The 13,467-nt window shown below is 65.7% G+C and carries 16 protein-coding genes; 7 read left to right on the forward strand and 9 right to left on the reverse strand.

The window, feature by feature from the left end; genetic code table 11:
* Positions 1–2: 2 nt before the first annotated feature.
* From SBA_RS18085 to SBA_RS18100, 4 genes are read right to left on the reverse strand one after another with little or no spacing between them, the layout of a single operon-like run.
* The gene (locus SBA_RS18085) at positions 3–692 is read right to left on the reverse strand and encodes an aspartate/glutamate racemase family protein (protein WP_261935407.1); all 690 of its coding nucleotides are present in this window, start codon (positions 690–692) and stop codon (positions 3–5) included.
* 36 nt (positions 693–728) lie between these two features.
* Positions 729–1,403 (reverse strand): hypothetical protein, encoded by a 675-nt coding sequence (locus SBA_RS18090; RefSeq protein WP_261935408.1) that lies wholly within the window; start codon positions 1,401–1,403, stop codon positions 729–731.
* Complete coding sequence (locus tag SBA_RS18095; protein ID WP_261935409.1) at positions 1,400–1,702, reverse strand: hypothetical protein; 303 nt, start codon at positions 1,700–1,702, stop codon at positions 1,400–1,402. Before SBA_RS18095 ends, SBA_RS18090 begins: the two co-directional genes overlap by 4 nt.
* Before the next feature lie 37 nt (positions 1,703–1,739).
* Complete coding sequence (locus SBA_RS18100) at positions 1,740–1,865, reverse strand: aa3-type cytochrome c oxidase subunit IV (protein WP_261935410.1); 126 nt, start codon at positions 1,863–1,865, stop codon at positions 1,740–1,742.
* A gap of 154 nt (positions 1,866–2,019) precedes the next feature.
* Between SBA_RS18100 and SBA_RS18105 the strand changes: the two genes are divergently transcribed.
* The 3 genes from SBA_RS18105 (at position 2,020) to SBA_RS18115 (ending at position 4,682) form a co-directional block, all read left to right on the forward strand.
* The gene (locus tag SBA_RS18105) at positions 2,020–3,462 is read left to right on the forward strand and encodes a sigma-54-dependent transcriptional regulator (protein WP_261935411.1); all 1,443 of its coding nucleotides are present in this window, start codon (positions 2,020–2,022) and stop codon (positions 3,460–3,462) included.
* Between the two features lie 79 nt (positions 3,463–3,541).
* The gene (locus SBA_RS18110) at positions 3,542–4,165 is read left to right on the forward strand and encodes a hypothetical protein (protein ID WP_261935412.1); all 624 of its coding nucleotides are present in this window, start codon (positions 3,542–3,544) and stop codon (positions 4,163–4,165) included.
* A 13-nt stretch (positions 4,166–4,178) separates the two neighbouring features.
* On the forward strand, positions 4,179–4,682 hold the full coding sequence (locus SBA_RS18115) for a GNAT family N-acetyltransferase (RefSeq protein WP_261935413.1): 504 nt from the start codon (positions 4,179–4,181) through the stop codon (positions 4,680–4,682).
* Here SBA_RS18115 and folP read toward each other — a convergent pair.
* Complete coding sequence (gene folP, locus SBA_RS18120; protein WP_261935414.1) at positions 4,679–5,800, reverse strand: dihydropteroate synthase; 1,122 nt, start codon at positions 5,798–5,800, stop codon at positions 4,679–4,681. The genes SBA_RS18115 and folP overlap by 4 nt on opposite strands.
* Positions 5,801–5,942: 142 nt before the next feature.
* Complete coding sequence (locus tag SBA_RS18125; protein WP_315975785.1) at positions 5,943–7,085, reverse strand: site-specific DNA-methyltransferase; 1,143 nt, start codon at positions 7,083–7,085, stop codon at positions 5,943–5,945.
* 292 nt (positions 7,086–7,377) lie between these two features.
* On the opposite strand from SBA_RS18125, the gene SBA_RS18130 reads away from it, so the two are divergent.
* Positions 7,378–7,716, forward strand: a complete 339-nt coding sequence (locus SBA_RS18130; protein WP_224551188.1) for an ArsR/SmtB family transcription factor — start codon at positions 7,378–7,380, stop codon at positions 7,714–7,716.
* A gap of 97 nt (positions 7,717–7,813) precedes the next feature.
* On the opposite strand, the gene SBA_RS18135 is transcribed toward SBA_RS18130, so the two are convergent.
* Positions 7,814–8,269, reverse strand: a complete 456-nt coding sequence (locus SBA_RS18135) for a hypothetical protein (protein ID WP_390902462.1) — start codon at positions 8,267–8,269, stop codon at positions 7,814–7,816.
* 147 nt (positions 8,270–8,416) lie between these two features.
* Here SBA_RS18135 and betI point away from each other — a divergent pair, with 147 nt between their 5' ends.
* From betI to ahpF, 3 genes are all read left to right on the forward strand, one after another.
* Positions 8,417–9,034 carry a transcriptional regulator BetI gene (betI, locus tag SBA_RS18140; protein WP_261936789.1) on the forward strand — a complete coding sequence of 206 codons (618 nt, stop codon included), beginning with the start codon at positions 8,417–8,419 and terminating at the stop codon, positions 9,032–9,034.
* A 146-nt stretch (positions 9,035–9,180) separates the two neighbouring features.
* Positions 9,181–9,744 carry an alkyl hydroperoxide reductase subunit C gene (ahpC, locus tag SBA_RS18145; RefSeq protein WP_224551185.1) on the forward strand — a complete coding sequence of 188 codons (564 nt, stop codon included), beginning with the start codon at positions 9,181–9,183 and terminating at the stop codon, positions 9,742–9,744.
* Between the two features lie 131 nt (positions 9,745–9,875).
* On the forward strand, positions 9,876–11,456 hold the full coding sequence (ahpF, locus tag SBA_RS18150) for an alkyl hydroperoxide reductase subunit F (protein ID WP_261935416.1): 1,581 nt from the start codon (positions 9,876–9,878) through the stop codon (positions 11,454–11,456).
* A gap of 19 nt (positions 11,457–11,475) precedes the next feature.
* Here the strand turns inward: ahpF and SBA_RS18155 are convergent, their stop codons facing one another.
* Together SBA_RS18155 and SBA_RS25310 are read right to left on the reverse strand one after the other, a co-directional pair.
* Positions 11,476–12,798 (reverse strand): MFS transporter, encoded by a 1,323-nt coding sequence (locus SBA_RS18155; protein WP_261935417.1) that lies wholly within the window; start codon positions 12,796–12,798, stop codon positions 11,476–11,478.
* Between the two features lie 191 nt (positions 12,799–12,989).
* Positions 12,990–13,340 carry a contact-dependent growth inhibition system immunity protein gene (locus tag SBA_RS25310; RefSeq protein WP_390902354.1) on the reverse strand — a complete coding sequence of 117 codons (351 nt, stop codon included), beginning with the start codon at positions 13,338–13,340 and terminating at the stop codon, positions 12,990–12,992.
* Positions 13,341–13,467 lie beyond the last annotated feature (127 nt).

Raw genomic sequence — 13,467 nt, forward strand, 5'->3', positions numbered from 1 at the left:
TATCAACCCAATATAAATTCCACCCCCGCCTTGGCGTGGATGCCGGTGCAATCATAGATCGGCAGGACATTGGCCTTTACGTCCACGATCAGCTCCAGCTCGGTGCAGGCCAGCACCACCGCCTGCACGTCCTCCTTGGCGATGTCGGTCAGTTCCGACTTCATATAGCGTTCGGATTCCTTGCTGACCTTGCCCACGGTCAGTTCGTCATAGACGATGCGGTCGATCCGGTCGGCCAGTTCCATGTCGGCGGGCAGCAGCGAAATGCCGTGCGCGACCAGTCGCTGGCGATAGAATTTTTCGGTCATCACGTTGCGCGTGCCGATCAGTGCAGCCTTTTCGATGCCGTCCGCCTTCATCTTCTTGCCGACGATATCGGCGATATGCAGGATCGGGATGCCGACCGCCGCCTGCACCCGGTCATAGACGCGATGCATCGAATTGGCGCAGATCAGCAGCGCGCCTGCGCCGCCCTGCTCCAGCCGCTGGGCCGCGCCGATCAGCTGGCCTGCCGCGCAGTCCCAGTCATTTTCCGTGGCGCAGCGCGCGACTTCGGCGAAATCCAGGCTCTCGATCAGCAACGGCGCACTATGCTGCCCGCCCAGCGCGCGGTGGACCGCCTGGTTGATGATGGCATAATAGCGCGCGGTGGAGGTCCAGCTAAGGCCGCCGATCAGGCCGAGTTTGTGCATATACGTCTCCGCTGCGGGAATGATTGGCTGGTAGCGTTAGGGTAAGCCCGCCCCGCTGGGCAAGGCTCTTGATGCAATCCTGCGCGCGCGCCACGCCAGGCGCAGCCCCGCGACGCCCGCCATGCCGCCCGCCACGACCATCGCGCCGTTGCCGATCGCAAAGCCCAGCGCCGCCGCCGCCCAGCCCGCGCCGCTGGTCAGCAAGGGAAGTCCGCCCAGCCTGCGCCCGAACGCCAGGACGAGCGCGCCCGCCAGCGTCGCCACGCCCAGGCCGAACCCCGCCACCAGCATCCCGCCCCCAAATGGAAGCACCGCGCCATCGTCGCCCAGCAGGCCGAACGCGCCGGGATTGCGCCACAGGGTCGCGGCCATGGCCATCGCCGCCACGCCCAGCAGGCCATGACCCGCGACGGCCAGCCAAAGCAGGGCCGCCACCGCACTGCGCCGCGCCAGCAACAGCGCGATGCTGCCGCCGATCACGACCGCGCTGACCATTTCCGGCAGGTTGACGACATCATGGCTGTAGACCGCCGCCGCCGCGCCGGTCGCGATGCCCGCCATCGCCCAGCGATGGCTATGGCGGCTGTTGCGCAGCCACAATCCCACGAGCAGCAGCAACCCGGACAGGAGATAGGCACCCGCCACCACGGGCGACGGATCGATGCCGTCCAGTTGCGCGCCCAGCCATGCCGGACCGACCGGGGGCATCATGCGTCCGTGTCCTCATCGCCTGCGCCGTCATCACTCGGCGACACGCGGCGTTCCGGAACGCCCAGCAGGAGGACGCTCGCGGCGCTGGCGCATAGCAGGGCGATCAGGGCGAGATAGCGCGCGGTCGCGCTGCCCGCTTCCGCGGCGGCGATCAGCGCCCCGACGAGGAGGATGGCGGCCACGCCGCCAATGCCCGACTGCCAGTGCGGCCGTTCGGGATCAGGCCCCGGCCGGGCGGCGACATAGCCGCCCGCACAGGCCAGCAGGAACAGGGGGATCAACGCCGGCGCGCCCGTCATGCGCGCGCGCCTCCTGTGTCGCCCTGCGGCAAGTCGATCAGCTTGAAATCAGCAGCACCACCAGCGCGGCGAGCGCGACGCTGACGATCGTGCCCCATTTGACGAAGCCGACGAAGCTTCCATAGGTTGCATTCGCAGCCTTCATATTGCCGTCCGACGCCATATCCTGTCCCCTTGTCCCAAGCGATTGTCGCCCACCTCTTATCGCCAAGGGTCTTCGCCCTCAACCCGCCGCCTTCAAGAAAATTCTTCGCGGTTAAGCACGCCTTTACCCCCTGCGCTTACCATCGGCTCCGGGTTGCATATGAGGGGTTTTGATGGCGCGCGACGGCGTACCGATGCTGATGCTGATCGACGACGAACCGGCGCAGCGACGCCTGGTGTCGGCGCTGGGGGCGCGTGCGGGATGGCGCACCATCTTCGCCGCCGACGGCGAAACCGCCATTGCGACGCTAGGCACGCAGGACGGGATGCAGCTCGACGCCATCATCCTGGACCAATGGAGCCCGGACTATGAGCCATCGGGCCTGATCCGCGAGATTCGCAGCCGTCGTCCGGCGCTGCCGATCCTGATCCTGACCGCGCATAACAATGTCGCCATCGCCGTGGAGGCGATGCGCGCCGGCGCCACCGACTATCTGTCCAAGCCGATCGCGCCCGAACGGCTGCTGGCCGCCTTGAATGCGACGCTGGCCGAAGGCGCGGCGGCGGGCGAGTTGCGCCCGCTCACCGAAAAGATCACCGCCCCCCTCTCCTTCGAGGATGTAGTCGGCTCCGCCCCGCAATTCCGTGCTGCGCTGGCCATCGCCGCCAAGGCCGCCCGCGCCCGCGTGCCGGTGTTGATCGAGGGCGAAAGCGGCGTGGGCAAGGATGTCATCGCCCGTGCCATCCATGCCGCTTCCCCCCGCCACAAACAGGCGATGGTCACGGTCAATTGCGGCGCCATCCCCGCCAACCTCGTCGAATCGGAGCTGTTCGGCCATGAACGCGGCGCCTTCACCGGCGCGTTCGACCGCCATGTCGGCAAGTTCGCCAGCGCGGACATGGGCACGCTCTTCCTCGATGAAGTCAGCGAAATGCCATTGGAGGCGCAGGTCAAGCTGCTGCGCGTGCTGCAGGATGGCGAAGTCCAGCCGATCGGCGCGCGCCGCCCGGTCCATGTCGATGTCCGTGTCATCGCCGCGACCAACAAGCGGCTGATCGAGGAGGTCGAGGCCGGCAATTTCCGCGAGGATCTTTATTACCGCCTCAACGTCGTCCAACTGACCGTCCCGCCCTTGCGCGAGCGCATGGGCGACATTCCCGCGCTTTGCCGCCATCTGCTCGCCCGCATCGCCACCCAGCCTGGGCTGCGCGGCCTGGGCGTCACCGACGATGCGCTCGCGCTGCTGATGCAACATGGCTGGCCGGGCAATGTCCGCCAGCTCCAGAACGCCCTCTTCCGCGCCGCCGTGCTGTGCGAGGGCGATGCGCTGACGCCGCAGGATTTCCCGCAGATCGCCTCGCAGATCCAGGCCGGGGCCAGCATATTGTCGTTGCGCCCGCGCGCCGCCAGCCAGCCGCATCGCGACGGCGCGGGCATCACCCTGTTCGAAGGCGACGGCCATGTCCGGCAACTGGCCGAGATCGAGGCCGACGTCATCCGTCTCGCCATCGGCCATTATCGCGGCCGTATGACGGAAGTCGCCCGGCGGCTGGGCATCGGCCGCTCGACCCTCTATCGCAAGCTCGCCGAACTGGGCATCGACAGCGCGGCCTGAACGGCCGCAATGAACAGATGATCGGGACCAGCAGCCTGCGGCGTTGAATTATCCGCGCGCCTATGCTTTGGATCGTCCCATGAAACATGCCGCTCTCGTTGCCTGCCTCCCCGTTCTCCTGCTCGCCGCCTGCGGCCGGTCCGAACCCGTGTCCGACATGCCGACGCAGGAGGAACTGGCCGCCGCCGCCAACGCCGCCGCGGCCAATGCGCTCGCCAATGCCGCCGCAGAGGACACCGACAATCGCAATTATGTGAACCAGGCGCGCGGCTTTTCCATCACCTTCCCTGAAGGCTGGACCGTCGACAAGGCCGCCAGCACGGCCGACGGCGCAGTCTATCAGGACCCCGGCGCCGGCGCGGACGTGCGCGTCTTCTGGCAGAAGAACGACAATGACCAGACGCTGCAGCAGATCGTAGAGGCGGTGAACGACAGCGCCGAAGGCGTGGACGGCGATTTCGTCGGCGAGAATGAATATCGCGGCACCGCCAATGACGGCGAAGGCAATAATGTCGCCATCCGCCTGCTCAAGCAACCCGACGGATCGATCGTGACCGCCACCTTCGTCTATCCCGAAATGCTGAGCGAACAATATCAGGGCATCGCCGAGCAGACGCTGTCCAGCCTGCGCAGCTTCGCGCCCAAAAGCGGGACGACGCCTGCGCCCGCGGCCGTCCCCGCACCGGCGAGCAACGCCAACTGATCCTGCGCGCGTCATGATCGGTCCCTTCGCCCCCGCCGACCAGCAGGGCGTGCTGGACCTGATCCTGTCGATCCAGCGCGACGAATATGGCATCGCCATCACCGCGGCCGACCAGCCCGACCTCACCGACATTCCCGCCTTTTACGGGCCGGGCGCAGGCGGTTTCTGGGTCGCGCGGCAGGATAGCCGGCCGGTCGGCACGGTCGCGCTCAAGGATATCGGATCGGGTGCCGTCGCCCTGCGCAAGATGTTCGTCGCCGCCAGCCATCGCGGCCGCGCGGCGGGCGTGGCGCAGGCGCTGCTCGACACCGCGCTGGCGGCCGCCCGCGACCGGGGCGTGACCCAAATCTGGCTCGGCACCACCGACCGCTTCGTCGCCGCGCACCGCTTCTACGAGAAGAACGGCTTTGCGCTGGTGGAGGCCGAAACCCTCCCGCCCGGCTTTCCACGTATGGCGGTCGACAACAGATTCTATGCGCGCGCGGTGGATGAATCCGGTCGATGTGCCTCCGCCTAAACCGCGCCTAGCCCCGCATCCGCCAGCCCGCGCCACAGGTGCAATGCCTGCACGCTTTCGCGGACATCATGCACCCGCACCATCTGCGCGCCCAGTTGCGCCGCGCGGAAGGCGAGCGCGATCGATCCGCCCAGCCGATCCGCCGCCGGCGCCTCGTTCGACAGCGCCCCGATCAACCGCTTGCGGCTCCCTGCGAACAGCAGCGGCACGCCCAGCGCCTGGAAAGTCGCCAGGCCGTTCACCAGCGCCAGATTGTCGGCCAGGCTCTTGCCGAAGCCCAGCCCCGGATCGACCATGATCCGGTCGCGCGCGATCCCCGCGCCCTCGCACGCGGCGATCCGCGCCTCCAGATGGTCGAACACGTCGGCGACGACATCGCCATAACCGCCCGGATTGTCATGCGGATCGTCGCCAGCGGATGGCGCGTGCATCAGGATCACCGGGCATCCCGCGCGCGCGACCACTTCCAGGCTGCGCGGATCATGCGCCAGCGCGCTGACGTCATTGACGATGCCGGCGCCCGCCGCCAGCGCCGCCTCCATCACGCCTGCCTTGCGCGTATCGACCGACACCGGCACGCCCGCCGCCGCCAGCCGCTCGATCACCGGGGCGATGCGGGCGATCTCATCGCCCTCCCAGACCTTAGGCGCGCGCGGCCGGGTCGATTCGCCGCCCACGTCGATCAGCGCCGCCCCCGCCGCCGCCATCGCGAAGCCGGCATCCGCCGCTGCCTGGGGATCGCCGACATGCTTGCCGCCGTCGGAGAAGCTGTCGGGCGTGACGTTCAATATCGCCATCACCTGGGGCGCGTCGAAGCGGATCGTGCGGTCGCCCAGCACCAGCGGCGCGCGAAGCGCGGAGATATGCGCCGCCAGTCGCTGCGCCCGCACTGCCAGCGCATCGGGCAGTCCCGCAATGGCCGCATCGAAATCCGCCACCGGCACCACGATCCGCGCGATCCGTCGCGCGCCGTCGAAGGCGCTCAGTTCATAGCCCTGGAACCAGATCAGCCCATTGCCCATCCGCGCCGTCGACCCGTCGGGCAAGCCGATCGGCGTCGGCACGAACCATGTGGGCTTCAGGTAGAGGCGGGCGTGAGGAGGGATGGTAGGAAGCATCGACTATCCTTCGGGCAGATGTGGCGCACATCCCCTTAACGCGACCCCATGCTCCTGCGAAGGCAGGAGCCCCGCTCAGACCGTGCGGGGTCGAACGGGCGGCAGGACTGGGCTCCCGCCTGCGCGGGAGCACCCCATCATCTCAAGGCTCGTTTGCCAGCAAATAGGTCTGCCGCAGCGTGTCGATCGGCTGCAACTTGCCCTCGACCTCCACATGCCAGAAGGTCCAGCCGTTGCAGCTCGGTGCATTTTGCAGCGTCGCGCCCATTTTGTGGATCGAGCCGCTGTCGGCCCCCACCAGCAGCGATCCGTCCGCGCGCACCTCCGCCTGCCAGCGGCGCTTGCTGTCCATCAGCAGCGCGCCGGGCGTCAGATAGCCCGTCTCGACCAGCGTGCCGAACGCGACCTTGGGCTGCTGGCGCGCGGTCTGCATGATGGTGAGCGCGCTTTCGTCCAGCGGCAGCGCCGCCTCGATCCGCTCCAGCGCGACCTCGATATAGTCGTCCTCGCGCTCGATGCCGATCCATTTGCGGCCCAACCGCTTGGCCACTGCGCCCGTAGTGCCGGTGCCGAAAAAGGGATCGAGCACCACGTCGCCCGGCTTGGTGCAGGCCAGCATCACGCGATAGAGCAGCGCCTCGGGCTTTTGCGTCGGGTGCGCCTTGGTGCCGTTGCGCTTCAACCGTTCCTGCCCGCCGCAAATCGGCAGCACCCAGTCGGAGCGCATCTGCAACTCGTCGTTCAGCGTCTTCATTGCCTTGTAGTTGAACGTATATTTGGCGTCTTCGCCCTGGCTCGCCCAGATCAGCGTCTCATGCGCGTTGGTGAAGCGCGTGCCCTTGAAATTGGGCATCGGGTTGGACTTGCGCCAGATGATGTCGTTCAGGATCCAGAAGCCTTCGTCCTGGAGCGCGGTGCCGACGCGGAAAATATTATGATAGCTGCCGATCACCCAGATCGAACCGTTGGGCTTCAAGATACGGCGCGCCTCGCGCAGCCACGCCTTGGTGAAGCGGTCATAGCTGCCCAGCGTGTCGAACTTGTCCCAGTCATTGTCGACCGCGTCGACGCGGCCGCCTTCGGGCCGGAACAGGTCGCCGCCCAGTTGCAGATTATAGGGCGGATCGGCGAAGATCATGTCGATGCAATTGTCGGGCAGCTTGGCCATTTCCGAAATGCAATCGCCGCGCAGCAGGGTGTCGGTCGCGATCTGGGCCGCCTCGACCGCGATCGGCCGTGCCGCTTTCTTCCGCCGCGGCGCCGCGACGCGCTCCATTACACCCATATGCAAAAGCCCCCGAATTCGTTCTGAGGCCCAGCGATGAGTCCTCGGGAGTCCGCCGTCAAGATCAGCAGCTTATCACAGGGACTTCAGGAAATGGTTAACGTGCAGGGGAACGAAGGGTGGACCCACAAGATATAGAGTCGCACGACTCGCCCCAGACTCCATATCGGGCGGTGTGACTCAAAAGACTCTATCCCCCGCCCCACCGAACTTTTTTTGGTTAACGCCGGTGCGGGGCGGTTTCACACCGCGAAACTTGACCAATTCATAACCCAATGATTATGGGTTAACCATGACAAGTGATTCACGAAGCGCAGATCGCGACGCCGCCGCCGATGCCCTGTTCAAGGCACTGTCCGACGGCACCCGCCGCGCTTTGCTGGAAGCGCTGGTGCGCGAGGGCGAGCAGAATGTGCAGGCGCTGACCCAGCAATCGGGCGTATCGCAGCCGATGGTGTCGCGCCATATGGCCAAGCTGAAACGTGCCGGCCTCGTGACCGCCCGCCGCACCGGCCGCGAAACCTGGTACGCCGCGCGGGTGAAGGGCCTGGCGCCGGTAATCGGATGGATGGCCGTCCACGGCGCGCTCTGGTCGCAGCGCTTTTCCGCGCTGGAGGGGTTGGGCGAGTGAGTGAAAGGCTGTCAGCCGTCCACTGCCGTTTTATCTCCGCGAAAGGCTGAGCAAGACCGCTGGTCCACGGATCATCATCTACTGCCGCCAGCCCAGCCTATCGGCAATAGCCCTCCTGCCCCGCGATCACGACCAGGCAGTCCTGCTTGCCCGCCAGATATTTGAACCCCGTCTCGTCGCCATTGCCCGGCCGGATCGCCAGATCCTTGCCATCGCGCACGAAGCGGATCGTGGTGCCTTCGGCCACACCGCTATAATCGCCCTGCCGGTCGAGATTATCCTTGTTGGTCAACGCATAATGGCCCGGCTTGCCGTCGGGCGAGGGCTGGATGTCGAGGAACAGCCCCTCCGGCCCGGTCCACCGCCCGACCCAGTCGTCGGTCGGCAGCCGCGCGTCAGTCGCCTGCGCGTTGGCCGGCACCGAGTCCATATCCTCGATCGTCTCGACCGCGGCGGCGTTGGTGGCATTGTTCGCGACCGCCATAGTGTCGTCGCTCTTGGCGCAGCCCGCCAGCAGCAGGGGCAGGATCAGCAGGGGGGAAAGGGCGCGCATCATCCGTCAATCTCCTTCATGTCCCGGGAAGAACCAACCGGGCCGCCGGTTCGATCCCTTGCTTGAGACGCCATCTTGCCAGCCGCACCGTCAGCGCGCAAAGGATGTAGCGGGGGAATGACTGTGAACGACAATAAGGACGATAGCATGGGCAAGGCGCGACCCAGGGCGCGATTTGTCCGGGAAACGGCGGATGTACGACGCCAGGCGCTGATCGAGGCGACGGCCCGATGCCTTGCCGAGAAGGGCGTGGGCGGCACGTCGGTCCGGGCGATCTGCGCTCATGCCGGGGTATCGTCGGGCCTGCTGACCCATTATTTCGATGGCGTCGATGCGCTGATCCTGGCCACCTATGCCGATGTCGGCGCGAAAGTCTCCGCCGCGCTCGACGCCGCGGTGGAGGCCGCGGGCGACGATCCGCGCGACCGGCTGCGCGCCTGCCTCCAGGCCAATTTCCTCTCGCCGATACTCGATCCCGACCTGCTCGCCACCTGGATCGCCTTCTGGAGCCTGGTCAAGTCCGACCCGAAGATCGCCGCGGTCCATGCCGAAGTCTATGGCGGCGCGCGGGCGCAACTGGAAACGCTGCTGCGCGCCGCCGCCCCGGCGATGAGCGACGCGCGCGTCCGGGTCGCCGCGATCAGCCTGACCGCGCTGGTCGATGGCCTGTGGCTCGAACTCTGTCTCGACCGGTCGACCTTTTCGCCCGAAGAGGCGCAGGCCATGGTCGAAGACGCTATGCTACAGGTGCTGGCAGGCATTTGAGGACAGGCGAAGCGATCGATCAGTCCGACAGGCTGTGATCGTTTTTCTCACTCAGACCATCTCAGAAAACCAATTTCCCCCGAATCGACCGCATCCCTACATGGGTGTTCGCAACTGCAACATCATATCGAGGATCTGGACAGCCTATGGCTCTCATCAACACCACCATCAAGCCGTTCTCCGCCACTGCCTATAAGGAAGGCAAGTTCGTCGACGTGACCGACGCTGACGTGAAGGGCAAGTGGGCGGTCTTCTTCTTCTACCCGGCCGATTTCACCTTTGTCTGCCCGACCGAGCTGGAAGATCTGGCGGATATCTACCCGACCCTGCAGAAGATGGGCGTGGAAGTCTATTCGGTGTCCACCGACACCCATTTCAGCCACAAGGCTTGGCACGACACCTCGCCGGCGATCGGCAAGATCAACTATTATATGCTGGGCGACCAGTCGGGCCAGATAACGAACAATTTCGAAGTGATGCGTCCGGGCGTGGGCCTGGCCGACCGCGCGACCTTCCTGGTCGATCCCGAAGGCGTGATCCAGTTCATGGAAATCACCTCGGAAGGCGTCGGCCGCAACGCGACCGAACTGCTGCGCAAGGTCAAGGCTGCACAATATGTTGCCGCCAACCCCGGTGAAGTCTGCCCCGCCAAGTGGGAAGAAGGCGAAGCCACCCTGGCGCCGTCGCTCGACCTGGTCGGCAAGATCTAAACAACCCGTCCCCTAACGGGTCGCAAAGTGGCCCGGAGTGGAACCTCTCCTCCGCTCCGGGCCATGTTTGTATCTAGAGTTTTCGATTCTGTCGCGGTTTCCGCCGGAAACCGCTTTGAGGAGTTTCCCCCATGCTCGACGCAACCCTGACGCAACAGCTCAAGGCCTATCTGGTCAACATCCGCGAGCCGATCGAACTGGTCGCCGCGCTGGGCGACGACGCCAAATCGAAGGAACTGGGCGACCTGCTGAACGAAATCGCCGCCCTGTCGGACAAGGTGTCCGTGGTGGACGGCGCCGATCCGCGCACGCCGAGCTTCCTGATCCGCCGCGTCGGCACGGACATCGGCGTGCGCTTCGCGGGCCTGCCGATGGGCCATGAATTCACCTCTCTGGTGCTTGCCCTGCTCCAGGTCGGCGGCCATCCGTCGAAGGCGGCGCAGGACCTGATCCAGCAGATCAGGGATATCGACGGCGACTTCGCCTTCGAAACCTATTTCTCGCTCTCGTGCCAGAACTGCCCCGACGTGGTGCAGGCGCTGAACCTGATGAGCGTCCTCAATCCCCGGATCAGCCATGTCGCCATCGACGGCGCGCTGTTCAAGGAAGAGGTGGACGGCCGCAAGGTGATGGCGGTCCCCACCATCTTCCTGAACGGCGAACCCTTCGCCAGCGGCCGCATGGAACTGGAGCAGATCGTTGCGAAGATCGACAGCGGCGCGGCCATCCGCGCGGCCGAGAAGATCAGGAAGCAAGACCCGTTCGAAGTGCTGATCGTGGGCGGCGGCCCCGCCGGCGCGGCATCGGCCATCTACGCGGCGCGCAAGGGCATCCGCACCGGCGTCGCGGCGGAACGCTTCGGCGGCCAGGTGCTCGACACGATGGATATCGAGAATTTCATCTCGGTATCGCGCACCGAAGGGCCGAAGCTGGCGAGCGCGCTGGAAGCTCATGTAAAGGATTATGACGTCGAGATCATGAACCTGCAAAAGGCGGCCAAGCTGATCCCGGCCAAGGCCGAAGGCGGCTATCATGAGGTCGTGCTGGAAAATGGCGCATCATTGAAGGGCCGCACCCTGATCCTGTCCACCGGCGCGCGCTGGCGGCAGATGGGCGTGCCGGGCGAGGACGACTATCGCAACAAGGGCGTCGCCTATTGCCCGCATTGCGACGGTCCGCTGTTCAAAGGCAAGCGCGTGGCGGTGATCGGCGGCGGCAATAGCGGCGTCGAAGCGGCGATCGACCTGGCCGGGATCGTCGCCCATGTGACGCTGATCGAATATGACAGCCAGTTGCGCGCCGACGCGGTGTTGCAGCGCAAACTCGCCAGCCTGCCCAACGTCAGGATCATCACGTCGGGCCTGACGACCAAAGTGGACGGCAATGGCGAACGGGTGACGGCCCTGTCCTACAAGGACCGCAACCATGGCACGGAACATGATGTCGAGCTGGAGGGCATTTTCGTCCAGATCGGCCTGGTGCCCAACACCGAATGGTTGAAGGACGCGATCGCCCTCTCGCCGCGTGGCGAGATCGAGATCGATGCGCGCGGCGAAACCAGCCAGCCGGGCATCTTCGCGGCCGGCGACTGCACCACGGTGCCGTACAAGCAGATCGTGATCGCGATGGGCGCCGGATCGACGGCGGCGCTGTCCGCCTTCGATTACCTCATCCGCCTGCCCGCCAGCGAGGAGGCCGCGCAACCCGCATAAGCACAACCCCGAGCCGGGTTTACGCGAAAGGCCGAGCCGGCGACGGGTCGGCCTTTTTGCGTATCCGCGGCGCGGTTTCGGGCAGCGTCAGCAGAACGGGCAGCACGCACAAGGCCACCAGCGCAATCATCGCGCCCGGCGCCGGCGCCCAGCCGCTGCGTTCGATCAGCCAGTGCGCCAGCCACGGCGTCAATCCACCGAACAAAGCTGTCGCGCTGGTCGCGCCGAAGGCCAGGCCGCTCAGCCGCCCCTCGCCGGGAAACTGCTCCGCCGTAGCCACCGCGCCGACTGCGCTGACTGCGCCGCCCAGACAGGCCAGCACCACCGCGCCGGCCAGCGCCACGCCAAACCCGCCCTGCATCAGCAGGAACATCGCCATCGGCAAGACCATGCCCGCCAGCGCCAGCGCCACCAGCACAGGCCGCCGCCCGACCCGGTCGGTCAACCATCCGACCAGCGGCGTGACCATGATCACCGCCAGCGCGGCCAGCGTCGACAGCCACAGCGCGTCCGACTCCCCCGTCGTGCCCATGGCGGCCAGGAAACTCGGCACATAGGTGATGCCGACATAATAGGTGATCGACCCCAGCGCCGAGATCGCAAAGCCCCGGCCGATCGCTGCCCTGTGGTGGCGCAGGCTATGGGCCAGCGGATTGGCGGGCGTGGTTGCCTGCGCCTGTTGCCGCAGAAAGTCGGGCGATTCCGCCATCGTGGACCGCGCCACCAGGATGACCCCCGCCAGCGCGGCGCCCACCAGAAACGGTATCCGCCACCCCCAGTCGGTCAGGCTCTGCGCACTCAGCGAGGCGACGGTGATCGCCGACACGCCCGCCGCCAGCAGCGCACCCACCTCGCTCGCCGCCGACGCCAGCGACGTCACGAACCCGCGCCGCCCGGCCCGCGCGCCCTCCAGCAGATAGGCCACCACGCCGGTATATTCGCCACCGACGGAGAAGGCCATGACACAGCGCAACCCGATCATCAGCCACCCCGCCAGCGGCCCGACCTGCGCATGGGTCGGCAGCATCGCGGTCGCCAGCATCGCCGCGGTCATCATCCCCATCGACAGCAGCATCGTCACCCGCCGACCATAGCGATCGCCGATATGGCCGAACACGATCGCGCCGACCGGCCGCATCAGATAGGCCAGCGCAAAGCCCGCCAGCGCATCGCCCAGCCCTACCGCACCCCCGCCGAAGAAGGTCCGCGACAATACCGTGGCGAAATAGAGATAGAGGGTAAAATCATACCATTCGACGATGGTGGAGAGCCCCGCGACCGCCAGCGATCGGGTGGGCAGCGATCGAGGGGATATGGGGTCTGCCAAGCGATCCACCTGCATTGATGCGCCTTCCTTGCTACCGAACGATCATAACTGCCCCGGTCCTTTCCGCATGGGAAGAGCCCGCAGGGACAGGGCCGGTACAGCGTGAACGCCCAGTCCGATAATCCGTCCCGTCGGTGGAAAAGGATAGGGCGAGGAGGGTGGTTAGGCGACTGTCGCCTAACGAGCGACATTGTGGAAAGCGGACATCAATCTCGCTTTGTTTCGTCTCTTATCCCTTCGATCAAACGATCATGGATGCCGTCCATGAGGTGTCGGGCGTCAGTTGGGTTCCTGAAACGCACAGCAATCGGAAAGCATCTTTTCAACTCTGGCTGGAGGTCAGTTGCCGCACCTACGGACGAGTTCCAGTCTCGCCATTCCTTTAGTATTGCTCGCCGATGATCCAATGATCCATCCTTAGCCGAAGCGGCAACAGCCCCATCAAGGGAGCCGTAGAGAAGATCGAAATCCTCGTTAAAATAACAAGCCATAAGGTTTGAAAGCAGCGGCCAGCGTTGCTCTGCGAAGTCTCGTTGCTGCTGTTTTCCTCTCTTCATGACGCGATATTGTCATCAGCGTTAGACGTCCGCAATAGAAGCAGCCTGCGGCCGGTGGGAACATCTGCCATTGGTCGCGTCCCGCCATTACACCTAGCCTCAGACCAAATTCTACGCGGCAGTCCGC

The organism is Sphingomonas bisphenolicum, from assembly GCF_024349785.1.
GTDB lineage: Bacteria > Pseudomonadota > Alphaproteobacteria > Sphingomonadales > Sphingomonadaceae > Sphingobium > Sphingobium bisphenolicum.

Excerpts from the sequence above, each read along its gene's own strand:
- SBA_RS18085 (WP_261935407.1), bottom strand. The coding sequence starts at position 692 with ATGCACAAACTCGGCCTGATCGGCGGCCTTAGCTGGACCTCCACCGCG.
- SBA_RS18090 (WP_261935408.1), bottom strand. The coding sequence starts at position 1,403 with ATGATGCCCCCGGTCGGTCCGGCATGGCTGGGCGCGCAACTGGACGGC.
- SBA_RS18095 (WP_261935409.1), bottom strand. The coding sequence starts at position 1,702 with ATGACGGGCGCGCCGGCGTTGATCCCCCTGTTCCTGCTGGCCTGTGCG.
- SBA_RS18100 (WP_261935410.1), bottom strand. The coding sequence starts at position 1,865 with ATGGCGTCGGACGGCAATATGAAGGCTGCGAATGCAACCTATGGAAGC.
- SBA_RS18105 (WP_261935411.1), top strand. The coding sequence starts at position 2,020 with ATGGCGCGCGACGGCGTACCGATGCTGATGCTGATCGACGACGAACCG.
- SBA_RS18110 (WP_261935412.1), top strand. The coding sequence starts at position 3,542 with ATGAAACATGCCGCTCTCGTTGCCTGCCTCCCCGTTCTCCTGCTCGCC.
- SBA_RS18115 (WP_261935413.1), top strand. The coding sequence starts at position 4,179 with ATGATCGGTCCCTTCGCCCCCGCCGACCAGCAGGGCGTGCTGGACCTG.
- folP (WP_261935414.1), bottom strand. The coding sequence starts at position 5,800 with ATGCTTCCTACCATCCCTCCTCACGCCCGCCTCTACCTGAAGCCCACA.
- SBA_RS18125 (WP_315975785.1), bottom strand. The coding sequence starts at position 7,085 with ATGGGTGTAATGGAGCGCGTCGCGGCGCCGCGGCGGAAGAAAGCGGCA.
- SBA_RS18130 (WP_224551188.1), top strand. The coding sequence starts at position 7,378 with ATGACAAGTGATTCACGAAGCGCAGATCGCGACGCCGCCGCCGATGCC.
- SBA_RS18135 (WP_390902462.1), bottom strand. The coding sequence starts at position 8,269 with ATGCGCGCCCTTTCCCCCCTGCTGATCCTGCCCCTGCTGCTGGCGGGC.
- betI (WP_261936789.1), top strand. The coding sequence starts at position 8,417 with ATGGGCAAGGCGCGACCCAGGGCGCGATTTGTCCGGGAAACGGCGGAT.
- ahpC (WP_224551185.1), top strand. The coding sequence starts at position 9,181 with ATGGCTCTCATCAACACCACCATCAAGCCGTTCTCCGCCACTGCCTAT.
- ahpF (WP_261935416.1), top strand. The coding sequence starts at position 9,876 with ATGCTCGACGCAACCCTGACGCAACAGCTCAAGGCCTATCTGGTCAAC.
- SBA_RS18155 (WP_261935417.1), bottom strand. The coding sequence starts at position 12,798 with ATGCAGGTGGATCGCTTGGCAGACCCCATATCCCCTCGATCGCTGCCC.
- SBA_RS25310 (WP_390902354.1), bottom strand. The coding sequence starts at position 13,340 with ATGAAGAGAGGAAAACAGCAGCAACGAGACTTCGCAGAGCAACGCTGG.